Raw genomic sequence first — 25,534 nt, forward strand, 5'->3', positions numbered from 1 at the left:
ATGAGATTATTCGTTTTAGGTGGAGCTGGTTATATCGGCTCCCACGCAGTCTATCAATTAATTGATCAAGGAAAGAATGTGGTTATTGCTAGCTTAGAAAAAGCAAAACTAGTATTAGGCTGGAATCCAACCCGAACCTCCGTTACAAAAATGATTAAAGATGGATGGAAGTGGCATTCTACTCATCCAAAAGGCTACGATAAGGAAGTTAACGGATGATTTACCAGTATATAACAGGACTCATTCAGAAGGCTTTAGAAGTAGATTTAATTGAACCAACCGATCAATTTTTTGTTCGTAACCGCTTGATGAGTTTACTAGGCTTGGAAAACTTTCCAGAAGCTGTCGTTTCTATCAGCATGGATACTATCCCAAATCTCGTTGAAAAAATCATCACTTATGCGATTGAGGAAAACGTGATCCAAAATGTTTTTGATGACAAGGAAATACTTGCAGCCAATATTATGAATTGCTTTGTACCAAGGCCTTCCGTTGTCAATGCAACATTCGAGCAAAAATATAAGGATTCACCAATCGCTGCGACCAATTATTTTTACAACCTGAGCAAAAACAATAATTACATCCAGCTAAATCGAATCGCGAAAAATATTTCCTATAAAGTAGATACCCAATACGGTCAAATGGATATTTCTATAAATTTATCCAAGCCTGAAAAGGACCCCGAGCAAATTAAGCAAGAACATAATATGAAGAAACATGCAGATAATTATCCAAAATGCCTTTTGTGTATAGAAAACGAAGGATATTCAGGAAGAACAAATTATCCTGCACGCGCCAATCACAGAGTCATCCGTGTCCCTCTATTAGGGGAGAATTGGTATTTGCAGTATTCACCATATGTTTACTATAACGAACACTGTATTTTATTTTCCGAGGAACATCGTCCGATGAAAATAGATCGAGAGGCATTTGAAAGATTACTTGCTTTTACTAAGAAATTCCCCCATTACTTTATTGGTTCAAATGCCGATTTACCCATTGTCGGGGGCTCTATTTTAAGCCATGATCATTACCAAGGCGGAAACTATGAATTCGCAATGACTCGAGCAGTGGATGCTTTTTCTTTTGAGCTAAAGGGCTATCCAGCTATTAAAGCCTCTGTCATTAAATGGCCGATGTCTGTCATTCGCTTACGGGCAACGAATATCCGTACCCTTGTCAAGGCAGCTGATGACATCCTGCAGACTTGGAGAGGGTATTCTGATAGGCTAGCAAATATCATAGCATATACAGGGAATACGCCACATAACACTATTACCCCCATCGCAAGAAATCGTGATGGAATTCTCGAGATTGATTTGGTGCTAAGAAACAACCGTACGACTTCCGAACACCCGCTTGGTCTTTTCCATCCACATGCAGATGTTCATCATATCAAGAAGGAAAATATTGGATTAATCGAAGTCATGGGGCTGGCTGTACTGCCCCCAAGATTAAAGGATGAAATAACTGATATTCAGAAAGTCTTATTAGGAATATCCAATCAAGTTGCCGACTATCATTCTGAATGGGCTAAGCAATTGAAAGCAAAGTATGGAACTCGATCGAGCAAAGAACGGGTAGATTCCATTTTACTAGAAGAGCTTGGAAAGAAATTTGTAAGATGCCTTGAAGATGCTGGAGTATTTAAAGAACATGAAGCATTTATGAGATTCATTCATACTTTGAACAAATAGGTGGAAGAATGATGAGAATAACGACAAAAGTAACGAATGGGAGATGGAAAGAATATACATTATCAAATGACAGTGGTATTTCCCTAAATGTCTTGAACTACGGCGGTATCATTACAAAAATTATGGTTCCAGATCAAAAAGGGAACATTGAAAATGTCGTCCTTGGGTATCGAGATTATCGGGACTATGAATCTAACCCTCATTACCTCGGTGCAATCATTGGGAGAGTTGCAGGCAGAATTCAAGGTGCTTCCTTTAAAGTGGAAAATAGAACCTACCCACTAGAAGCTAATAATGGAAAAAATCATTTGCATGGGGGTCCAAATGGGTTTCACCACGTCATTTGGGATACTGTCCCTTTTCAAACAAAAGATACAATTGGTTTAAAATTAACCTATAAAAGTGTCGATGGTGAAGCTGGATATCCTGGTAACTTAGAGATGATGATAACCTATACTCTAAATAATAAGAATCAGCTTTCCCTTGATTATGCTGCAACTTGTGATCAAACGACTCCTCTTGCTTTGACAAATCACTCTTATTTTAATTTGAGTGGAAATTTAAAAAATACAATCCAAGGTCATCATGTTACAATAGCAAGCAGCAGGTTTGCTGAATTAAATGAAGAATTAATACCTACTGGAAAACTAGTTGATGTCGATGAGACTCCCTTTGATTTTCGTAATAGTGGCCTTGTCCTAGGCACTGGGTTTAACAGTACCTTTATGCAAAATAGGATTGTCGGAAATGGGTATGATCATTATTTCTTTTTTGACAATAAGATCGAAGCAGTGGCAACCATAGAAGATCCAATCAGCGGGCGTGGGATGTCAGTAAAAACCGATCAACCTGGAATGGTCATGTATACCTCGAATGCGATGGATACGGAATGGACATTTCGAGAGGGCTCCTCGCGGAAATATCTCGGTATTTGCTTTGAAACTCAGGCCTCACCAGCATCCTTACATCATCAGGGGTTTCCAAGTGTAATTGTACAAGCTGGAGAAATGTATGAAAAGCAGACGGTATTTTCATTTAAACTAAAGCATTAGTGGTTGTTATTTCGCTATTGAACATATCAAACCAAAAAAATAGGCTGGACCCCTTAAATATAGGGTCAGCCTATTTTCCCCAATGGATCAAATAGTTCGACCAACAGTAAAGCAACGGCTCCCAACAATGTCGCATCGTCTCCCAACCTTGTGACGGTCACTTTTGTCTTTTTCGCCTCAGTTGTTAAAATCCTTTGCTGAATCGTTTCGAGAAGAGCTGGCATAATAAATTTTTCACTCTTCATCACTCCCCCTCCCAAGACAATTTTACTCGGATTAACGAGATGAATTAAATTGGTTAAACCGATTCCGATCATCTCACCTGTTTCCTGTAGTAAGTGAACACAAGCTGGATTCCCATTTTGAGCACATTCAAATATTTCTTTAGCAGTTAGTTCGCCTTTCATTACCTGCTTTCTTGCCCTTTTTGCAATCGAAGAACCACTTACGAGCGTTTGCAGACAGCCTTGATTTCCACACTCACAAACGTCTCCATTTATATCAATTGTCATATGACCAAGCTCACCAGCAATTCCTTGGGCCCCATGATATAATTTTCCATTTATGATCACTCCAGCTCCAACCCCACGTCCAATATTCACTGCTACAATGCTATCTACCTCACCATGTCCTCCAAACCATGATTCTCCCAATGCCATTGCCCGTGCATCATTTTCCACTTTAATCGTTAGGTTAAACTCCTCTTCCAGTGCTGCTTTTATTGGTATATTTCTTAAGTTTAATATCGGGGCTACAAGTGAAGTGCCTGTTTCTATATCTACTGCCCCATGCATAGCGATCCCAATTCCAATAATTTTATCTTGATTCATATTTGATATTTGTAAAATTTCGCGAATACTTTCCATTAAAATAGAAAGGAACTGTTCATTTGTGATAGGTTTTGATAGCAAACTAGAAGTTCTTTCAATAATTTTACCTGTTAAATCAGTGAGGATACATTCGACTTTCTCCGGTCCCGCATCTATTCCTATGACATAAAAAGCATTTGTATGAATATGTAGCATGGTCGGTTTGCGTCCTCCACTTGAGTGACCAAGCATGCTTTCCCTTACTAATCCCTGATCGATTAATTCTTTAACAATACTACTGACCGTTGGGGGAGTAAGACTCGTTTCTTTCGCAATCTGTGCTCGTGAAATTGGCTCAGATAGACGAATTTTATTCAACACGATTGATTTATTTACTGACTTCATTAATTTGAATGTGCCACGCTGCATCGAAAATCCTCCACAAAACTAACATTTCTCTTATTATAACACTTATCCATAGTTAATTAATTTAATTAATATACTATATAAAAAGCAGACTTTTATATAATAATCAAAACAAATATAAAGGACGACGAATTACCGCCGTCCGCATTCATTATATGACTTATCACTTTCTACCCAATCCGTCCAAGCTCAACCGCTGAAGTTTCTTTACAGCAATAGAATGAAATTTTAAATGACAGTGAAAAATCTTCAAATTTACAGCGATACTTTTCAAGCTGATTCTGGCCACAGGAATTACTTCCGAGTCCATTTTGTTGACTGTCGAGATGTAGAACTACATAATCTCTTGGTTTCAAATCAATCGTATGCTTTGCCTTTTCAAGATCATGTACCTCATAATGAGATGCTTGAAAGTTAAAGGATTCATTCGTAGTGAAAATTATCCCATTTGATGATTGATCAGCAACACTTACCCAATCACAATCAGAGCGATTGCCATTTTCTTGCGGTTTCACATAATTAACAAACAAATCATTAATATTTTTATGATAAACACCTATATGATTTGCCTGTTTAGAATCTGCGTAATTTTCACCAGGCCCTCTTCCTCGCCATTGTACATCAGTGAAATCCTTATTCAATTGCAGTTGCACACCTAATCGCGGAATCATTTCTGGGGCATTTTCTTTCATCCCTGAAGCGATCCCTGAAATATTACATACTATATCGCCATCTGGATAAATCTTGTATTGGTAATGAAGTTGATAATACCACGAGCTATTTGTCGTGCCATAATAGGTATCTGTCTGCCACACAAATATGCCATCCTTCAAGTCATATTGAATATTTCTTACTCTCTCATGACCTAAATGCATGAAATATTTCGTACGGTAATCATCTATCAAATACATGTCATTATCGATTGGCGCGCGCCAGAAATTGAATTGCGGACCTTTTTCAATCTGGACCTTCCCATTTCGCGTGACTTCTTTTATCAAACCTTTTACACAATCGAATGTAACTGTAAACTTACTGCCATGTACGGTAATAAATGCTCCGCTTTTTGTTGTGTAAAGTTCTCCATCAGCATGTTCTTTTGGCTGTTTCTCTGTTTCAGATAGAATAAAGGAGGCATTTGCTAATTCATGCCCCTTATTCGCCCAAGGAGTATCTTGATTTAATCGATAGGAAAATACAAGAAAATATTTAGCCCCATTGACTTTCCCTATATCCGGCACTTGCGATAATTGAATCTCGGCTGTTTCCCGTCCTTGTATACTTGGCAGTTCCATTATTGAAGATACCAAAAGTTTGTCATCCTCGAAATAGGATAAAGTTAATTCAATCTGATCCAGTGCTAAAAAATCGTAGCGATTGATAAGTTTGAATTGACCCTTTTCTAGATTTATGCACTCTGTTTGCACAGGTTCAATGACTTTTTTATACTCTAGTAAACTAGGTGATGGTGTACCATCTGGCATAATTAATCCATCTATACAAAAGTTCCCATTCGTTGGGTCATCACCAAAGTCTCCTCCATAACGATAATACACTTTCCCATCTTCAGAGACCGTTTCAATTCCATGATCAAACCATTCCCAAATAAATCCGCCTTGAAGTTTATCATACTTATAAAATAAATCCTGATACTCTTTAAGATTCCCTGGGCCATTCCCCATTGCATGTGCATACTCACATAGAATATGCGGCTTTTTGCTATTTTCTATTATTTGATCCATCGTACGCCTATTTCCATGTGACTCTAACCATGTATACATCGTACTGTATACATCTGTCACTTCACATTCTCTATCCCCTTCATAATGAACCAGCCGAGTTGGGTCCATGTCTTTCGCGCGTCTAGCCATTGACCTAAAGTTGTGGCCAAAAGAGGATTCATTTCCTAGCGACCACATAATAATACAAGGATGGTTTTTATCTCGTTCAATCATTCTCTCTATTCGGGATACGTATGCCAATTCCCATTCTGGATCATCGCTGATCCAATCATACTTTCCTGTTAGTTCAAATCCGTGACATTCCAAATCTGCTTCATCAATGACGTACATTCCGTACCGGTCACATAAATCATATAAGCAAGGGGAATTCGGATAGTGTGCCGTGCGAATTGCATTAATATTATGTTGCTTCATGATAATAATGTCCCGCTCTATCTCTTCTTCTGACACAACCCTTCCAGTCTTTGGGTTATAGTCATGACGATTCACACCCTTTATTTTAATCGCCACACCATTGACAAGGAATGTATCTCCTGAAACAACAATGGAACGAAAACCAACATGCTGATGAATGACCTCTATCATTTTCCCCCCATTATCCTTTACTGTCATATATAAATGATAAAGGTTTGGCGTTTCTGCACTCCACTTTAAGGGAGAGGAAATGGTCTGGCAAATGGGATGATCCGTATCCTCTTCTAGTTGAAAAATGCACTCCCCATTTTGGTCGATTAATTCATATTCAATTCTCTGTCCTAACTGATTTGTTAATTTTACCGAAACATGCAGCTCTGCGTCCTGCCATTTCTGGTCAAATAATGTATTAATTGTAAAATCATATAAGCCTGCAATGGGACGAGAATATAATTCTACATCCCTAAAAATCCCACTTAGCCACCACATATCTTGATCTTCTAAATAGGTTCCATCAGACCATTGAAACACACGAACAGTAATGTTGTTCTTACCTTGACGAATCATATCTGTAATATCAAACTCTGCTTGAATACGTGCTCCTTTGCTGTAGCCCACAAATACACCATTTAAGTACAATTCAAATGCAGAATCTATCCCATTAAAACGAAGAATGATCTGCTCCCCATCAGCCTGCTGTTTCCATTCAAATTCCCTTCGGTAGATGCCTGTTGGATTATCTGTTGGGACGTATGGAGGGTTAATCGGGAAGTTATACCATAAATCTGAATAATGCATTTTTCCGTATCCTTGAAGCTGCCAATTACTTGGAACAATCATATCATCCCATTCCGTTGTATCTAAATCATCTAGATAAAAGCCTTCTTCCCAATATTCGGGAGCCTCCAAATACACAAATTTCCACGTTCCATTTAAACATTGATAAAAATGTGTGTTGGCTTGGTTACCCGTTTCTGCCGCTTTGCGGGAAGGATAGCTTAAATAATGAGCACGAGCATCCATTCTATTTATTTCATCAATCTGAATATCTTCCCATCTTTTTACATGATTCATTTTTCATACTCCCTAGTTGTTATTCTTTAATCGAACCACCAAGTATTGGACCTTGCCCCTTTATTATTAAAAGATAATCGTTATCTCAATTAATCCTCCATATTACTTTGCTGCCTAAGATACGGCCGTCTTTTTTATAAGATAAAAAAGAATAACTTTCGAGTTAGAGAATTGTCTAGCTCCAACGCCTATCGCCTATCAAACTTCAGGCCCACTCCCTACGATAAGTCAACATCGGTTCGCTCTCGCTCACCGTGTTTCCTTTATCTCAGTCGTGGTCCTTCCAGTTTGTACGGCGATGACCAAGGCGCTTCCGCTTTTCTATATGTCTAGCTTCAGCGCCTATCGCCTATCAAACTTCAGGCCCCCTCCCTGCGATAAGTCAACATCGGTTCGCTCTCGCTCACCGTGTTTCCTTTATCTCAGTCGCGGTCCTTCCAGTTTGTACGGCGATGACCAAGGCGCTTCCGCTTTTCTTAAGTAAGACCGCCATGTTATACACCATTTATCTGGATGGTCAAGGAAATCTTGCTCATCCATTTTGTGGATTGTACTATTATGTGGAGCTGTTTTAACAATTTCCGGATTTTCATATGCTTCCTTTGAAATTTGCTCCAGCGCATGAATATATTCATCCAGGTCTTCCTTGGAATAGGATTCTGTAGGCTCTAACGTAAAAGGCTGCTTAACAATATATGGATGATGACTTGTCCAGTAATGCAGGCCAAAGTCTGTCATTCTTCTTGTTACATCCTCAGTCGTTACACCTGTTTCTTTCGTCATCTGCTCCCAGCTATAACGAACCTGCTCTAAACGATGCCCCTTTACATACGGTGCACTGGCTCCGCGAATAGCTAGTACTTTGTGATACATATAGTTATTATTTAAAACAGCAATTTTCGCTACTTCCTTCAGGCCTTCAGCTCCTAGTGCACGAATCCATGCATATGCCCGCAAAACTGTTTGTGCGACACCGTGGAAGGAGCGAACCTTGCCAATGGATTGCTTTAAATCGTATTGGAGTGAATACTTACCATCCTTATGTTCGACGATCGGTGCAGGCAAGAATTCCTTTAACTTGGTGATGACACCTAATGCGCCAGTTGCTGGACCTCCACACATATGTGGTGCTGCAAAAGTTTTATGAAGATTAAAGAAACACATATCAAATCCTGCTTCTTTTGCTCTCGTAAAGCCTAATAATCCATTTGCATTTGCTTGATCATAAAAGCATAGCCCGCCTGCTTGATGAACAATATCAGTAAATTCCTTAATCCTTGGGTTGAAAATTCCTGTATCCTCTGGATTTGCTACAACAAAGCCTGCTGTCCGCTCGGATACAGCCGCCTTTAATTTTTCTATATCAGGGAAACCATCTTCATCCGGATGCAAAGTAATTATTTTGTATCCTTTAACCGCTGCAGTTGCTGCCTGTGATGGATGAGAGAAAATGGTTGTGATAATTTCATTCCGCTGATCTCCTTCTCCCCTTGATTCATGATATTTTCGTACAATCGAAGCCATTGCAAACAATGCTTGTGTTCCACTGCCAGGCTGGAAGGAGAAATAGTCCATTCCTGAAATCTCCCGCATACATAAATCAAGCTTATGGAATATTTCTAGCATCCCTTGAACTGTTTCTTCATTTTGCAATGGGTGTAGCTCCATCATTTTTGGATCACGAATCAACAGCTCATTAATTTTTGGGATGTATTTCATTGTACAAGTGCCCTGGCCAATTTCCACGTTAAAATCAGACCCTAATGTTTCTTGAGAAAGTCTTACATAATGTCGAAGCACACGTGCCTGCCCAATCTCTGGGAGACCTAGTCTGCCTTTTCTCTGCATCACTTCCGGAATAACTGATATTCCGTCACCAACCGCTAATGCCACTTCTTTATTAACGGGAGGCAGTTCTACCCCTTTCTCACCCGGCTGATGGAGTTCAAAAATAATCGGTTCATTCCATTTCGCTTGGTGGAAATCACGCGTTTTGTTTGTACGTTTAATCCTTTGCATATTTAACAACTCCTTTCTATTTTTCTATCACTTCTTTAATTGATTGAACGAGATAATCAATATCCTCTTTCGTATGAACTTCTGTTACACAATATAAGGCTGACTGACCAAACTCAGGAAATTCACGTGATAGGTCTTTTCCACCAAAAATCTTCTTTTCAAGCAGGCGTTTATTCAATTCTTCTACCGAGAGTCCTGTATAATTAAGATCAATGATAAACTCCTTAAAAAATGGCGAATTCAAACAAGATCCCGTTATATTAGGAATTTGATTTAATTGCTGTACAGCATATTGGCTATTCTGCATAATGGTTTGGCCTACTTCATACATCCCATCAGGTCCTAGGAGAGCTAAATAAACACCTGCTGTAATTCCCCATAATGCTGTTTGTGTGCCAACAGATTCCTTCCCTTCTTCCCTTAAGGCAAATGATGTCCGATCATAATAAACATCTCCAAAGCCGTACTCTCCCTCTTTCACTGTTGGAACAATCCCAAACAATCTTGATGGGAACTCCTGCACAAACTTCACTTCATCACGAGTAGCAATGAAACCAGCCTGCCCTCCACTGAAGTTCATATGCATGCCTAGCGGCTGTAGATCTCCACAGATGATATCAGCACCATAATGACTAGGTGGTGCCAGTACTCCTAATGAAATCGGATCGACTCCTACTACCATTAAAGACTGATTATTCTTTAATAACTTTGAAATTTCTGGTCCCTGTTCTTCAATGAATCCAAGATAGGATGGGTTCTCAAAATATAGGGCGGCAACATCTTCCGTTAATTTTGCTTCTAAATCCTTGAGGTCCATTGCACCTGTCTTTACATCAAATTGAACAAATTCAAATTGCAAATCTGGTGTGCCATAATTGATCATGATATCTCTGCGCTCTGGTGCTGTTGACTTTGTAAGCAGCACTTTCTTTTTGCCAGTGATTCTCGCTGCCATTCGAATAGATGTAGCGGCTGCTTGCCCCCAATCAAAAGTTGGAACATTAACAACATCCATATCTACCAATTCAGCTACTAAACTTTGATACTCAAACAGTGCATGAAAGCGTCCATGGTCCTCATAAGGCTCCCCGGCATATGCCGTCAAAAATTCTGAACGCTGATTGATTTCGTCACAAACAGCTGGGATAAAATGCTGCCAGCAGCCAGCACCAAGGAAATTAAGATATTCCTTTGTACTCGTATTCTTGTTAAGAATGCCTTCGATATGACGTCTTAGCTCATATTCCGTTAATGCAGGTGGAATATTCATATTTTCTTTTAGCTTTAATTCATCTGGTATACAAGAATATAACTCCATAATATTTTTAGCACCAATAACTTTTAGCATCTCTTCCTGTACTTTTGGTACCATATTTGGAATATATGGATGTACCTTTTGAGCCATTCGTATAGCCTCCCAACAATCATTTAAATTTTAATTACTATAGAAGTGTTCAACCTATGCTAATCCGCCACCATCAACAGTGAGGTGGGTTCCTGTTACCCAAGCTGACAAATCACTTGCTAGGAATAACACACCTTTGGCAATATCTCTCGGTGTCCCAATTCTTTCTAATGGACGCCCTACTGCAGATGAAGCTAAGAAAGCGTCTTCCTGAAGATTAAGCTGCTTTGCCTCGCTTCTAAGTAATGGCGTATCCGTATCCCCTGGACAAATGCAGTTTACACGTATATTCTGCGGGCCATGGTCAATAGCCATCGCCTTCGTTAAATTCACTACCCCAGCTTTAGCAGCACAATAGGCAGCTGCTTTGTCTCCGCCTTTTAACCCCCATCCAGAACCAGTATTAATAATGCTCCCCCCATTCACTTCCATTAAAGGAATTAAATACTTTGATAGGAGATATGCTCCTTTTAAAGAGACATCAATCACCAGATCCCAATCTGATTCCTCTAAATCGACAACTGATTTTCTCCTTATGACTCCCGCATTATTAAAAAGAACATCCACACTTCCATAATTTTTCTCAATATATTTCTTAACATCGATACAATCATTTTTACTTGTCACATCACAACGGATGAACTCTACCTTATAAGCCTTTTCAAGTAGATTACTAGCAGCCCTTTGTCCACCTTCTTCATTAATATCCAGCATAATTACTTTCGACCCGACTTCAGCTAGAAGCTCAGCTGTTGCCAGTCCAATTCCAGATGCGGCGCCAGTAACGACAGATACTTTATCTTTTATTCCGAAATAATCTTGAGCACTCATTGTTTCCCTCCAGTTATAAAAACCCATTCAAAAATACTGTTCATTTTAAAAAAACAAATAAAAGATTAGTAATTTTTTAAGTAAAACTTTTACTCTATGCTCCATTAACACATTTCTAAATTTTCAATATATTCAACTTAGTAAATTGCAAGTAATTCAAAAATTTAGTAATATGTTCCCTACTCCACATTAATCATATGTCCAGCTATTAAAAAAACACTAGATGTCCAAGTAAACGCCGGGTCACGAAGACCTTTTCCAGTAAGAGCATTAAAGTTTTCTGCCATACCATATTGATTAGCCATTTTGCAAAACTTTTCAGCCGTTGTTCTTGCTAATTCTTCTTTCCCACACGCCTGCAGCCCATCGATCAACAGCATGGTGGACGGAGCCCAAATCGGCCCTCGCCAATAGCCATCTTCACGATAAAAAGGACTCTTAACACTCTCCGTTGCAAAACCATATTCCGTACAAAAATGATGTCTATTTACCAATCCATCTATTAAGATTTTTTTCTGTTCATTTGTCAGCCGCCCACCTAAAATAAGAGGAATATACAGTAAAAGACTCTCCGTTTCAATCGGTTCATGAGAGTGGGATATACATGCCCGGAATCCTTCTCCCGTCCAGAAATGGTTCATCATTTTCATGAACGTTTTATCAGCACGGAGTTTCCACTCAAGGGCTTCCTCCATTTTTTCGAGACGCTCTGCTATCATCGCTAGGACATCCATTTGTATAATTAAGAAGGCTGATAAATCAGGTGTTTCCACTGGAATACCTTTTGAAAAAACCGTGCTATTGTCCCAGCCGCTATCATTCCCATGATTATATTGAGCAATTCCATCCAAATCATCATCCCGATGAAAAAACCACCAATTCGTCCACCGAGCAAGTGGGTTATAAACCTCTTTTAATTTTTTATCATCAATGAAATCAGAACGGTCCATCATCCATTTCAATGTCCAGCCATGGATAGGTGGTTTACAGCAATTCCATAATGCCCATTGATTATTTAAAAAATCCGGTAATGCCCCAGACTCATCTTGCTGATCAAAGAAAATACAAAATTGATCCCATGCAAGCTCTGGTTGTTTTTCGATTAATGCCATTGCATTAAAACAGTGGTCCCAGCTCCAAATATTGGTCATCCAATTTTTTGACATGTACATAGCTGGTCTAGTTAATAATCCATCTGGCTTCACAACGCTTGACCATGTTATGTATGATGCCATGTCATGTCCCTTTTGAAAAATGGCAGGCACGTTCAATGTATTCTCCTGCCATTGTTTATATTCGTTAGCTACCCGTAAGGCATTTTCCGAAAAGCTCATTTCGAGACTTTTCTCTTGTTCAAAAACAAGCTGATATTCAGAAATAGCAAAGTCAAATATTTGACTAGTTGAATCTGGATGACAAAGAACAATAATATGCTTGCTTTTATCTACTTTAAAAGGAGCATCAACTTTTACGGAACCTTCTAACGGAATAATTCGAAAGCGACGTTCTTGGACAAAGCTATTAATCTCCCAAGTCTGATCAGGAAAAGGTAATGCATAATCATAAGCACCTGTAATGGCTGTAAGTTTTAAACCTACACGATGTCCTCTTATACGAATTGATGAATCTGAGCTAAAGCAGCATTCTACAATATCTCCACTGCCATCCATTGCAATCAGCTTTAATACATGTGGCTCCATTTCTACTTCATAATCAATTACTTGGTTACCACGAACAACATCTATTTTAAAAATGGCACCATTTTTCTCATCTCCACCTCGAATATGGCGAATGTATAATGATTTCTGATCACTGTCCCGTCTAAAGATAGGGGAAATGACCAAAAAGGAGCCATATCGGCTAAACGGTATTGTCATATGTTCTACTTTCATCTAATTCTACCTCCATGGATACAAAATGGATGAACCACACCATTCATCCATTTTTTATTTCAAACTAGTTGATTGTACTCCTTCGACAATTTTCTTTTGTGCTAGGAAGAATAGAATAAGCGGCACAATACTAATCAAGAACGTTACAGCCATAATCCCATTCGTATCTACATCATGAACCCCTTTAAATTGCGCTAATCCAAGTGTTAACGTATATTTACTTTGGTCATTCAAGAAAATTAACGGGCCTAAGTAATCATTCCAGGTTCCTAATATATTAAATACTGCAATTAAAACAATGACTGGCCATACTAAAGGCAGATAGATTTTGTAATAGATTTGGAACACATTCGCCCCATCCATTCTCGCAGCTTCATCTAATTCTTTCGGAATTGACATAATAAATTGACGTAATAAGAAGATATAAAAGGCTGAACCGAACCACGATGGAATAATTAACGCCTTCAGCGAATTAATCCACCCAAACATATTGAATGCCATATATTGTGGAATCATGGTTACATCCCATGGAATCATCATCGTTGCCAAAAGGATAATAAAGAGAAAATCTCGTCCTTTAAATTTAAAACGGGCAAACCCATAAGCAACAAGGGTTGAGGAAATAATTTGTCCGATTGTCGTAAGTACTGTCACAATCAAACTATTGACTAAATATAGATTAAAAGGCTGACTATTCCACGCATTTAAAAAGTTTTCAAAGTGCCAAGTAGATGGCAATAGCTTCGGTGGATATTGGTAAAGCTCATCCGGAGCCTTAAGTGCCGTTGTAACCATCCAAATAAATGGGGCCAAAAATAAAATTGATAATAAAATTAATAATGTATACACAAAGAATTTATGCAATCCTTTTTGCATTTTCACTCCGAGTCACCACCATTTCTATTCTATTTATCATTCTTCACTTCATTCTCGTAATACACCCATACACTAGAAGATTTAAATACAAGCATGGTTAAGGACAATATAATAATGAACATGACCCACGCATTTGCAGAAGAATACCCCATTTTAAAATATTTAAATGCATTTTCGTAGACATACATTGCATAGAAATAGGTCGACTGAAGGGGTCCACCACCCGTTAATACAAGTGCTAATGTCAGCGTTTGAAAAGCACCGATAATAGTCATAATCAAATTAAACAGAATGGTTGGGGTAAGCAGTGGCACTGTAATTTTAAAGAATTTATATATTTTCCCAGCTCCATCTATTTCTGCCGCCTCATATAAATCTTGTGGAATATTCTTCAGTCCTGATAAAAAGATAAGCATCATCGTCCCTTGACCCCACAAACTTGCGATGACCATCGCGACTAACGCCCAGCTTGTATCATTCAACCAATTTGGCCCTTCAATTCCAATTAAGGAAAGTAAATAGTTTAAGATTCCATATTCCCCGTCGTAAACAGTTCCCCAAATCATCGCAAGCGCAACACCTGATATAACAGAAGGTACATAGAAGAATGTTCGAAACCATGAACTTCCCTTTACCTTTTGGTTTAATAGCATTGCAAGCAATAATGCAAGAATAATGTTTAAAGGGACAAAGAAAAGCGCAAACTTCAAGGTAATCCATAAGGAAGACCAAAATAACGGATCATCCGTAAACATAGTAATATAGTTAGTTAACCCGATAAATTTCTTTTCCCCAACAATTGGCCAATCAAAGAAACTAATGATAAATGAAAATAGCAATGGTCCTAACGTGAATACGATAAAACCGATAATCCATGGGGAGATGAATAAATATGGGACTATTTTATTCCATTTTTTCTTTTTTTGGTAAACTGGGTTATATTCCGCATTGACACCTACATCTGTTTTCATAAAAACCTCCTCTTCCCCTATTTCATCTTGTCACAACCAAAAAAATTGCCACTCCGAATTCTAATGATCATTGAGGTTCCTACACACCCAATCATCTAGAATGGCAGTGACAATACATACCCTCAAACTATATGATTTTATTCACTTTTTTAATTTTTTCCACACACCTTAATCCTTTGTTAAATATTTCTCAGATTCATTTACAACCTTGTCGAATAATGGTTTCCCATCTTGTCCTACCATGACAGCATTGATCGCAGCAGATAAGTTACGGTTTATTTCATTCCAATTTTTATTTAGCAAAAATGCAGGGGAATTTGTGGCATTTTCCAACATTGTATAGAACGGCTCATATAAAGGATTCTCCATCACTTTATTTTTTTCTACGACACTTTTACGCACTGGTAGATCCGCTGTTCTCATATTGATTGCTTTCTCTGAAGAAAAGTATTTTACGAATTTCCATGCTAACTCTTTTTGCTTCGAATCCTTTGCAATGGAAATGGAAGATGAAGAAATTAATCCTTTTACAGGCTTAGAACCGAATGCAGGCATCATTACTGTTCCAAAGTCAACTTTAGCATCTTTAAAGCCCTGAATTGGCCATACCCCGCTAACAAGCATACCAAGTTTGCCAGACTTGAAAATATCACTTGCACTTTGCTGATTTTTGCCTCCAGTCAGAATAGCTGAACCTTCTTTCACCATATCTCCATAAAGTTGAATGGATTCAACCGTTTCAGTACTATTTATAAATCCTTCAATTTCTTTTCCGTCATCACTGATGAAGCTTCCGCCATTACTCCAAACTAAACCTTGCAAATCGTACGTATCAGGCTCAGATGTGACAGAAAACCCATATTGCTTCTTACTTTTATCAGTTAGATTTTTTGCAATTTCCTTAAACTCATCCCATGTCCAACCTGCTTGTGGATAAGGAATTTTGTATTGATCAAAGAGCTTTTTATTGTAGTACACAACCATTGTTGAAAAGCCTGCGGGCATGCCATATAACTTATCATCTACTTTCGAATAGTTAAAGAGCCCCTCATAAAAATCATCCATATTAATTTCCGTATCTTTCTCTATATAGGAGTCCAATGGTTCAAGTGATTGGCTATAGGTGGTGAAATCCCACATATACATAACATCAGGCGGGTTCTTTGCTCCAAATGAAGCAGCAATCTTTTGATCAAATCCATCTGCATAGGCTTCAACCTGAACTTTTACATCTTTATTTTCCTTTTCAAATTCCTTTGCAATATCTTGTTGAATTTTTAATGATTCTCCCGTATCCCAAGTTGCGAAGCGCAAGACTGTTTTCCCATCCTTTGTCTCAGTCCCTGAAGAACCGTTTGAGCTACAAGCAGACATGATAAGAACGGCGATTGATACAAGTAACGAAAACCAGATTTTCTTTTTTCTCATAGGACCCCTCTTTTCGTTTTTCGAATATTAAAAATATAACCGCTTTCATTTTATATTTTCTGAAAGCGGTTAAACACTTTTATTTGTTTTGTATTTGTCGCAATTTTTAGTTATTTATGATTATCCTCGTTATATTGTTAGCCTTTCATCGCCTTTTTGTTGGATTCGATAATTTGATGGCGGCAAACCTGTACAGCGTTTAAACCATTTACTAAAGTATTTTGCATCTTGGATGCCAATCTGTTCTCCAATTTCTTGAATGGTTAATTTCGTTCCTTTTAAAAGCTGTTTGGCAAGATGGAGTTGTTTTTTCTCAATAAATGAATGAATACTGTCGCCAATCTTTTTCTTAAACAATGTACTTAAATGACTCCTGCTCATCCCCACAGCCTCCGCAATATCCGAAACAGTCATAGGCTCTGATAAATTTCTCATAATGTGCTCCACCGCTTGCAAAAGTACGGATGGATATTGATGCAGCATTCCATCCTGCTGCTGGGCATGATGAAATGCCATAACAGACTTTATCCAATCTTGCTTTCCTATGAGCGGCCCTGCATGAATCCAATTTAAATCTTGCAGAGCAACCCTCTCTTCAGTTAAATTAGCTAATAATGTTGGATGGTATGATTCATCCACAAAGAGAAAGGTTAGATTTTTACCAAATGATATTGTAATATAATTAAAGGATTGTAAGTCAATCTCCTGAGCCATTGAAGGCATATTTTGAATAAAAAACGCATAAAACTTATGATTCATCCAACCCCATTCACCATTAAAAAGTTCATCCAATTTCTGTTCAAAATTATTATTATATCCACTTAACCACAGTAAGAAGCTTTCATTTAAGCCATCGGTTAGGAAATTTTTTGACGTGCCTGCTATTTCTTTTTGAAAGGTACTTAGAAAATACTCTAACTCTTTATCATCAAAAACTGTCTTTAATAAATATCCTGAAGCACCTAGATTTATCCCTTCCTGTGCAAATTCAAAATCTTTATGACAGCTTAATAAAAGAATTTTCGTTTTTGGTGCTTGCGCTTTAATTTTCCGTGAAAGCTCTAGTCCGCTTTCTTCAGGCATAACAATATCGGTTATGACAACATCAGGCCGATGAGCCAAAAATTCCTCCCAGCCCCGTTTTCCATTTGAAGCCTCTGCGACTACAGTCATTCCATACTTTTCCCAATTAACAGTAGCACGTAACCCTCTGCGAACAATCGGTTCGTCATCGACTAACAAAACTTTTATACATGCCTTACTCATCATAATGACCTCCCCATCTAATTGGCCAAGAAATTGAAATAACTGTTCCTTGATTAACAACTGAATTCACGTTAATCAAATAGTCGTTCCCATAATGAATATAAAACTTTTGCTTCACATTCGATAAGCCGATTCCGCCACGTACCTTTTCATTTGGCGTCAAGAATAATGTGTTCAACTTGTCCTGGGACATCCCTTTCCCATTATCCTTTAAGGCCAGCTGAAAATATCCCTTTGTCTTTGTTATTTCCAGTTCGATATTTCCTTTCCCATCCTCAAAAGCATGGAAAAAAATATTTTCTAGCATCGGTTGTATAGTCATCCTTGGGATTAACCCTTGTTCAATCCTTTCATCCATTTTCAAAGAAAAGGTAAAATGCGATCCAAATCGAAGTTCTTGAATAATGAGGAAATGTTTAATTGCCTCTATTTCCTTTTTTAGAGGGATTAATTCAATCGTAAAATCTAAATTTCCTTCAAGTACTTTTGTTAAATGCAACAGCATTTTCCCAATCTCCTCATTCCCATCTAACCGTGCTTTCCACTGAATAGTGTTTAACGTATTAAAAAGAAGATGAGGATTAATTTGATAATGAATTGCTTTCATTTCTGCTTCCCGTTTCATTAATTCTTTCTGTCTGACTTCTTCCATTAATTGTTTGATTCTATCAACCATCCGATTAAAATGAAGACCAAGCTTACCAATTTCATCTTTTGTATGAAACGAAACCTTCTTTTCAAAAACCCCTTTACTCACTTCTTCCATTGCAAATTTTAGATTTAATATTCTTTTTGTAAATTGATTTGAAAAAATATACGAAAGAATAAGTGCTAAAAAAAATGCAGCTAGAATTCCTATCAAAACGATCTTAAATATAACATTAGAAGATTGATAAAAAGCATCTCTTGGTACACGAATTTCCAATTCCCAATTATTAATGTGAGTATATTCTTTCCAGACCACGTCATCCTTCAAATCTTGTTCATCACTTTTCGTTTGATATAAAAGTTTCCCAGTTTCATCCCGTATTGTTATTCTTGAATGTAAATCTTCCTCTAATAAATTCATTGAATCAAATAAACTATCTAAATCGGTTTCAATAAAAAGAAAACTATCGTTTAACACACCATATGAAAACTTTAACGGAACAAGCAGCCCAAGGGCATATTGTAGATTATTGTATCGATAATGATTCGGTTTATAAATTCCTATTTCTGTATTTCCACTCCTAAAGCCACGCTTCCATAGTTCAAGCTCTTTAAACTGATCTACTTTAAAACTATAGTTTCCATAGTAATAGCCAGACGATGTGATAACATATATCCCTCGTATATTTGATTTTTCATGTGCTTGTAAAAGTCTCTCCAAATTATTTGCGACTTTGAAATCCCAATACGTTTCTGGTTTCTGATGCTTTAAATTAATCGATGTATTATCAGCTAAATACTGTTGGATTGCAGCAGTTCCATAATACATATCTACTAAAATTTGATTAAGCTCTGTTTTAATTTTTTCACCAGAAAACTGGTTGTAATTTGATAACTTTCCATTCACCACTTTTGTTGACTGCATATAAGAAATTACGCCTAGGGTTAATAATGGGAGCAACGCCACAATTAAAAACATAAAGAAAAGTTTCTTCTGTGTACTAAGAATATTGGTGAATTTCATATGTACCCCTACCCATATACCATTTTTTTGAAATCAAAAAAAATTAATGAAGTTTAATACATTTAGTACAGGACCTGAAATATTGACGAAAAACTTTTTCAAAAGATTTGCCACTTTTAAAAGGAGAGGACTTTGTTACAATTCAAGAGGATCCTTATTTCGCCATAAATAAGCAATTTAATATGAGCTGGTAAGATTGAGTATGGTATACTCTTTGAACGACAATGCTTGTCTCCGTGTCTGGCAGGTCAAGACCTGTATTATGATTCGGAAAAATAAATTAGTAATAGGCTTGTACAATTCTAGTTTTAATGTCTCAATCTTAATATTTGTATTTTTGATTTTTGATTCAGTAATACTACTCAGATTATTTATAAAATTTAGTAAAAACTAACTTAGTAGAAGATTATATTATTAGTTCTCAATGTGTCAATTAAATAAATAAATTAAAACTGCGACGGGTAATTTGGAGGTTATTAAAACTAACTACTTTTTTCGGCAAACAAATAGGTGATAAAACTGTATCTAACATCAAGAAATTTGGCATTTTAATAGATTCAGTATAGTAAACTTGTTCACTAAAAAGGATCAGTCTCTTCATCACTTTTAAGCGATGGAGACTGACCCCAAAAATGATCTTAAAATGTATCAACTCATCAATCTATTATTCTTATTCCGCCAAATCAAATACCAAAATCTGTAAGTTTTTAAAATTCAACTATATAGTTAAATCCCGATTCAATTCGATGTCCATTTCAACTAAATTTAGAATTCATCTTGACACTTTTCTATTAAAACTATTGTTTCTATTTGTTTGATACTACTTCAATAACCAGATTATCAAGCATGAAATCTTTATAGCCATTAAAGTTAGCTTGTGAGTCTTTTACACCCTGAGTATCAGCAGCTTTGCTGGTAGAATAAATCCCAAACCAGCTTTGACCTGTTTCATCTCCTGTTAAAGTAAAAGAATATGTGCCAGCTTTTGCATTCTTATCACTGCTTGCTGTTGATTTTAGTTCATCCTTTGTTAATACACCTTTTTCTTCAAATGGTGCATTCCCTGTTACTACTGCGTAAGTTCCATCACTGCCTGCCTCATAATCAAAAGTAATTTTATACGTTACTCCTGGTTTAAATTTGAAGTTTTGAGGGATCGTTTGGTACACAAGTGCCTCGCGTTCTGTTAAACCATTCGTTTTAAGTGACCATTTACCGGCAATAACATCATTTACTATTTTTTGGTTCCAGCCTCTTTGAGTATATGGTGCATGTAATTCAGCAAGGTGCGTTCTATTATCTTCTACCCCTTCAATATTCCCAATGACAAACGGGTAGATCCCTTGTGCTACATTTTCAAAATCTTGTACAAATTTATTGCTGCTTACTTGGTTTTTGGCGTCATTTTCTACGATGCGAATATCATCAAAGTAACTTGCACCATCTCCAGCATCTCTAGATAAATCAATGGTTACATCAGATGCATTTTTACCTGTTTCAAAAAATACATATAGATTTTGGAAATAACTTGTGCCATCTACCGTTGAAGTCATTTGACCATCTGCTTTTGCTTGCTCCGTGCCTAGCGTATTATGTGCATAAGCTCTTACATAGTTTTTGGCGATAGATTTACCCGTACTATTCGTATATTTTTTACCATTAGAAGTAATGGTTATACTTGCTTGTGCTTCACTTCGGTTGTCTATACCAACATAAGCAGCATATTTCGTATTTGGTTTTAATCCCGTTACTTTTTGAGTAACATCTACTTTCTTTTTATTATTAGAGATTGTTAGCATGTTATTATTGCCTTCACTCTTCGTAATTGTTACTGCTTTAGAATCTCCCTTAACTTTCCAATCCTTTAAGGAATTGCTGTTAAAGCCAGTATCCACAAGATGCATGCCTTCGCTCCATTTAACATCTTTGTTAGCTTTTACTTCTTTATAAATGACATAGGCAGTAGATTTTTTTGCATCTAATGTGATTTTGCCATTTTTAATCTTAACATTTTTTACATTGTCTTTTCCTAATTCAGTTAACTCATAAACCTTAACTGTTCCTTGCCAGCCAGCTGGAACGGTCCAGGTTGTTTCTCCTCCGTTTGTGTTCCAGTGATATAATTTCTCATCTGCTGTTGATAACTTTTTACCACTTTGATCCCACGACCATGGGATTAAGTATTTTTCATCGCCAGGTTTCCCTTCAAATATTCGATTGCCATTAAATGACATTATTCTTGTTCGATATCCATCTTTATCATTAGCAAAATCATTAGACTTTCTTTCAATGGTAAGTGTATTTTCACCAGTATCATCCTTTAATACTGCCTTCATGCCTGGTACCCAGCTGTAAGCTTGTTGTTTATCATCGATCATTTCAACTGCTTTTCCATCTTCCCACTGTGTTACTTGGTAATGTTGAATAAATTTTGTTGGAACGTTTACCGCAAATAAGTTATCTAAATAGGCTTTGTAATCACTTCTGCCTTGCCATCCTTCAAAGTCTTTCATGCTGTAGCCGAATAATAATGGAGCATCCGCATCACCGCCATACTTAGGATAGTTGCCAATCCATGCATCTTTTTGATGGTTTTTAATGAAACGAGTGATGGTACTATTAATGCCTTTTAGAGTATAGCCACCATAAGTTAAATCGGCAGCCCAGTGTTGAAATGTTGAATCATATTCGTTGGCATATCCCCACTCACTGCCTAAGCGCCAGCCTAAACTATTAATTTCTTTACTTAGCTGGCGGCTTGGCCATGTACTATTATCACCTGACTGTCCATTGCCCCAAACGTCTACATAAATAAAATCTAAATCATTCTTTTTGCCGCCAAGAACATCATAAAAATCCTTGAATCGCTGTGCTCTGCCATTTCTTAAATCATAATCCGCATTAATGTTTATTCCTTGATCAATCCAGTTCCAGCCATATTTATACGTACCATCTGGATTTTTTAATAAACGATCTTCTTGAAAATACTTTGATTCCGGATACGTTTCACTTGCATTTACGTGTACGCCAAAGGTTGCACCATATTCTTTCCCCTTTGCAAGCAATGTTTTCATATCCTTTGCGCCACCGATGCGCGTGCCAATATCTGCGTAGTTTAAATGGCCAGAATCATGCCCTTCACTCCCATACCCTTTCAGCAGGATCGATTGTCCCAATCCATCGGTACTTAAGTAAAACTTCTTCACTCCGTCTAAAGCCATTAAGAAAGGATTTTGCGCTTGACCGCCAAAGTTCATGCTAATGCGGTAACCAACTAAATCAGGAACCTTTTCTGTCCCAAGAGGTTCGTTCATAATTTTTCTATAAGCAATCGCTCCATCTTGCCAGTTAACTTTTTTATCCCCATTCTCGTCAGCTGTAATAATTACCTTCACGGATGGCATTTCATCGACCTTGTTTACTGTTCCATCTTCTAGCTCCAGTGTACCATCTTCCTTACGATGCTCTTCTGATTTTTGATAAGTCCAAAAGGTACTGCTTAAACCAATTGTTTTTTGCCCTGCACTATTCGTCGTAGCCGTAGCTGTAATTCTTTGTGCATCCGTCTTTGCCGCATAAGAATCTGGAGCTAATTTTTTCGCTAAATTATTTTCTGTATTAGACCATATACCTGCACTTAATTCATCATTGGAAAGAAAGGCATACATATATCCTTTTTGCTCTTCATCTTGCGTATTTAAATCTTTATCCACCTTTACCTGTCTGTCACCATTAATACGTGTATTTGTAGACATCTGGACGCCATCAAGTACGGCATCCCTTTGACTGCTATTGACTGAAATTAAATGGTGATTAGGAATTTCAATTGTTTTTACAATTTTGTGGTCTACAATTTTTGTAATATTGAATTCTAAAATATTCTCTTTAACAACCATTTCTGCAGTAATAACTGCCGAGATATTATTGCTGGCGTCTTCTAAAGACATCTCATATTCAATTTTATCAGGTGTAACTTTTGCTTTTACTTTTGGCTTCACTGCTATGTCATTAATAAGGATTTTATCTAATGCCTCAGTCTGTCCATTAAATGTCTTCCCTGCTCCATTTCCCGATTTTAAATCGTATCGAAAGACTCTTGGAAAATTTACATCGACAAGAACATCCATTTGATTAGAAGAAATAACAGCTTGTGCACTTTGTGGAATGATTTGGCTTCCTACCTGTTTAATATCCGCTTTTCCCTCAGCTAGTATCGGGGTACTATTTGCAAACGCTGTAGCACCTACCACACTTCCAGCTAAAAGTACTGCCATTGTTTTTCTAAACTTTTTTCTTGAGTTCCCCATAAACACTCCCCTTTGTCGTTTTTCATTTGGTAATCTTGCACTTCTGGCATTGATTGTTTCTTCAAAGGTATCGATTACTTTGAAATTTGAGTTTTTGATAGAATGTGAAAACTGTTGAGATTTTTTCAAAACCAGAAGCAGTTACCAGCCCAACCTTATATTCAAGGGTACTTTTGTTAAAACGCTTACACAAGCGAGATATTGTTCTATTTTTTAGAAATATTGTTTTTTTGTAATATTCACTAAAATAGTCCTAATTCGAAATGCATGTATTAAATTTCCTTTTCATTTTATTAGGCTGTTGGATAAAAACGGATATCCAAGAATGAATGGGAACTTCATTAATGAGGACAGAGGGAGAGGAAACTAAACGAAAAATGCTTATCGTTTTTTTTTACGCTGCAGCTGATTTTTTACAGAGACCGATTTGCTAAGAATTTGTTTTGTTTTTTATGAGTACAATATATAGCTGCATTCCACAAAGACATAAAAAAAGAAAGGCAGATTTATTCTTCCTTTCCTTCTTTTTTATATAACTCCAGCCATTTATTAACCAAACGCTTCGGTGCCGCACGCAAATAGGCTTCTTGAATAAGATCATTCAACTCATCCCAATTATCCCCTGACGGATTTTGGATCGACACCCAGCCGTGATGTCCTATATATGGAGTTTTGTAAAAATACTCTTTCTGCAGCAATATTTCTTGCGTTTCCCGATCTGACTTGAACGACAGCCTAAATCCTCTTTCGCTTTCACCTGAAATTACAAAGGATTTTCCATTGATTTTAAACGTATTATGACCAAAGCCATCGACTATCTCGACAGCTTCGGGCAGTGCAAGACAGATTTTTCGTACATTATCCAGCATGACAGCTATGTCTTGTAATTCCATTTGATTATTCTCCTTTGCTTAGCTGTCTATTGTGATTTTCCCAAATAGAAGGGCATCATAATATTTATCCTCTATAAAATAGTGGTCTCTTAATCGTCCTTCTAACTCAAAATTGTTTTTTTTAAGTATCCTTGCAGAACCAATATTAGCATCGACTACACTTGCATAGATTTTGTGAAGATTCAGTGATTTAATAGCAAAATCACTCATCAGTGCTACACACTCTGTGCCAAACCCCTTCCCCCAATGATCTTTATGCAAAACATAACCAATTTCTGCTTTGTTTGCTTCATGGTCAAAATTGAAAATCATAGCTGTCCCTACAATGGCTTGGGTTGACTTTTGAACAATGGACGCATAAAAATGAGTTCCTTCCAACTCCCGCTTTAACATAACTTCAATATAACTCCGAGTTTCTTTTAAATCATTCATTAAATTCCAGCCAATAAATCGCGAAACATCTACATCTGACGCGTAGCTATGTATCTCTTGCGCATCATCTGTACTTAATGCTTTAAAATAAATATTTTCCCCTTCTAATGAATGAAATAAACGATGATTCATCTGAACAGCTCCTTTGAAATATAAATTTGCATTACAGTCTTATAATTATTATACATACTCCCGTCCGGATAACGTTAAATTACTTCATAAAAATATTAAAAAGGCCTATCTCCGTGAAGGGGATAGGCCGAGAAATAAATATTACAATAAAAAACTTGAAACGGAAGAAAATAAGTACACATGAGTCGCTGTGATTCAT

The 25,534-nt window shown here is 37.2% G+C and carries 17 protein-coding genes; 3 read left to right on the top strand and 14 right to left on the bottom strand.

The genetic code is table 11. The annotated features are described in order from the left end of the window. The 3 genes from FI644_RS04920 to FI644_RS04930 are packed head-to-tail and all read left to right on the top strand — an operon-like array spanning position 1 to position 2,749. A complete protein-coding gene (locus FI644_RS04920; RefSeq protein ID WP_142108115.1) occupies positions 1–219 on the top strand; it encodes a hypothetical protein in 219 nt (72 codons plus the stop codon). Continuing rightward, the gene (gene galT / locus FI644_RS04925; RefSeq protein ID WP_142108116.1) at positions 216–1,697 is read left to right on the top strand and encodes a UDP-glucose--hexose-1-phosphate uridylyltransferase; all 1,482 of its coding nucleotides are present in this window, start codon (positions 216–218) and stop codon (positions 1,695–1,697) included. The genes FI644_RS04920 and galT overlap by 4 nt, the downstream gene beginning before the upstream one ends. 8 nt (positions 1,698–1,705) lie before the next feature. Continuing rightward, on the top strand, positions 1,706–2,749 hold the full coding sequence (locus tag FI644_RS04930) for an aldose epimerase family protein (RefSeq protein ID WP_369692271.1): 1,044 nt from the start codon (positions 1,706–1,708) through the stop codon (positions 2,747–2,749). A 65-nt stretch (positions 2,750–2,814) separates the two neighbouring features. On the opposite strand, the gene FI644_RS04935 is transcribed toward FI644_RS04930, so the two are convergent. The 14 genes from FI644_RS04935 to FI644_RS05000 form a co-directional block, all read right to left on the bottom strand. Further along, positions 2,815–3,987, bottom strand: coding sequence for an ROK family transcriptional regulator (locus tag FI644_RS04935; protein WP_142108118.1), 1,173 nt, complete (start codon positions 3,985–3,987; stop codon positions 2,815–2,817). Positions 3,988–4,154: 167 nt separating this feature from the next. Beyond that, positions 4,155–7,211 carry a beta-galactosidase subunit alpha gene (gene ebgA / locus FI644_RS04940; RefSeq protein ID WP_142108119.1) on the bottom strand — a complete coding sequence of 1,019 codons (3,057 nt, stop codon included), beginning with the start codon at positions 7,209–7,211 and terminating at the stop codon, positions 4,155–4,157. A gap of 417 nt (positions 7,212–7,628) precedes the next feature. Then, positions 7,629–9,230, bottom strand: coding sequence for an aminomethyl-transferring glycine dehydrogenase subunit GcvPB (gcvPB, locus tag FI644_RS04945; protein ID WP_142108120.1), 1,602 nt, complete (start codon positions 9,228–9,230; stop codon positions 7,629–7,631). A 16-nt stretch (positions 9,231–9,246) separates the two neighbouring features. Continuing rightward, on the bottom strand, positions 9,247–10,635 hold the full coding sequence (gene gcvPA, locus FI644_RS04950) for an aminomethyl-transferring glycine dehydrogenase subunit GcvPA (protein ID WP_142108121.1): 1,389 nt from the start codon (positions 10,633–10,635) through the stop codon (positions 9,247–9,249). 54 nt (positions 10,636–10,689) lie between these two features. After that, positions 10,690–11,466: an SDR family NAD(P)-dependent oxidoreductase gene (locus FI644_RS04955; protein ID WP_142108122.1), complete on the bottom strand. Its 777-nt coding sequence runs from the start codon at positions 11,464–11,466 to the stop codon at positions 10,690–10,692. A 179-nt stretch (positions 11,467–11,645) separates the two neighbouring features. Then, positions 11,646–13,358 carry an amylo-alpha-1,6-glucosidase gene (locus tag FI644_RS04960; protein WP_142108123.1) on the bottom strand — a complete coding sequence of 571 codons (1,713 nt, stop codon included), beginning with the start codon at positions 13,356–13,358 and terminating at the stop codon, positions 11,646–11,648. A 54-nt stretch (positions 13,359–13,412) separates the two neighbouring features. Beyond that, on the bottom strand, positions 13,413–14,234 hold the full coding sequence (locus tag FI644_RS04965) for a carbohydrate ABC transporter permease (RefSeq protein ID WP_053479309.1): 822 nt from the start codon (positions 14,232–14,234) through the stop codon (positions 13,413–13,415). A 29-nt stretch (positions 14,235–14,263) separates the two neighbouring features. Next, positions 14,264–15,205, bottom strand: a complete 942-nt coding sequence (locus FI644_RS04970; protein WP_057760765.1) for a carbohydrate ABC transporter permease — start codon at positions 15,203–15,205, stop codon at positions 14,264–14,266. 168 nt (positions 15,206–15,373) lie between these two features. Continuing rightward, on the bottom strand, positions 15,374–16,633 hold the full coding sequence (locus FI644_RS04975) for a sugar ABC transporter substrate-binding protein (RefSeq protein WP_053479010.1): 1,260 nt from the start codon (positions 16,631–16,633) through the stop codon (positions 15,374–15,376). A 129-nt stretch (positions 16,634–16,762) separates the two neighbouring features. Continuing rightward, positions 16,763–17,902: a response regulator transcription factor gene (locus FI644_RS04980; protein ID WP_075209085.1), complete on the bottom strand. Its 1,140-nt coding sequence runs from the start codon at positions 17,900–17,902 to the stop codon at positions 16,763–16,765. Next, complete coding sequence (locus FI644_RS04985) at positions 17,892–19,571, bottom strand: sensor histidine kinase (RefSeq protein WP_142108124.1); 1,680 nt, start codon at positions 19,569–19,571, stop codon at positions 17,892–17,894. Before FI644_RS04985 ends, FI644_RS04980 begins: the two co-directional genes overlap by 11 nt. 806 nt (positions 19,572–20,377) lie before the next feature. Next, positions 20,378–23,878: an endo-alpha-N-acetylgalactosaminidase family protein gene (locus tag FI644_RS04990; RefSeq protein WP_142108125.1), complete on the bottom strand. Its 3,501-nt coding sequence runs from the start codon at positions 23,876–23,878 to the stop codon at positions 20,378–20,380. Between the two features lie 506 nt (positions 23,879–24,384). Further along, positions 24,385–24,771, bottom strand: a complete 387-nt coding sequence (locus FI644_RS04995; RefSeq protein WP_053479014.1) for an MmcQ/YjbR family DNA-binding protein — start codon at positions 24,769–24,771, stop codon at positions 24,385–24,387. An 18-nt stretch (positions 24,772–24,789) separates the two neighbouring features. After that, positions 24,790–25,335, bottom strand: a complete 546-nt coding sequence (locus FI644_RS05000) for a GNAT family N-acetyltransferase (protein WP_056682608.1) — start codon at positions 25,333–25,335, stop codon at positions 24,790–24,792. Positions 25,336–25,534: the final 199 nt, after the last annotated feature.

Source organism: Cytobacillus solani (assembly GCF_006704205.1).
In the GTDB taxonomy this organism is placed as follows: Bacteria; Bacillota; Bacilli; order Bacillales; family Cytobacillaceae; genus Cytobacillus; species Cytobacillus solani.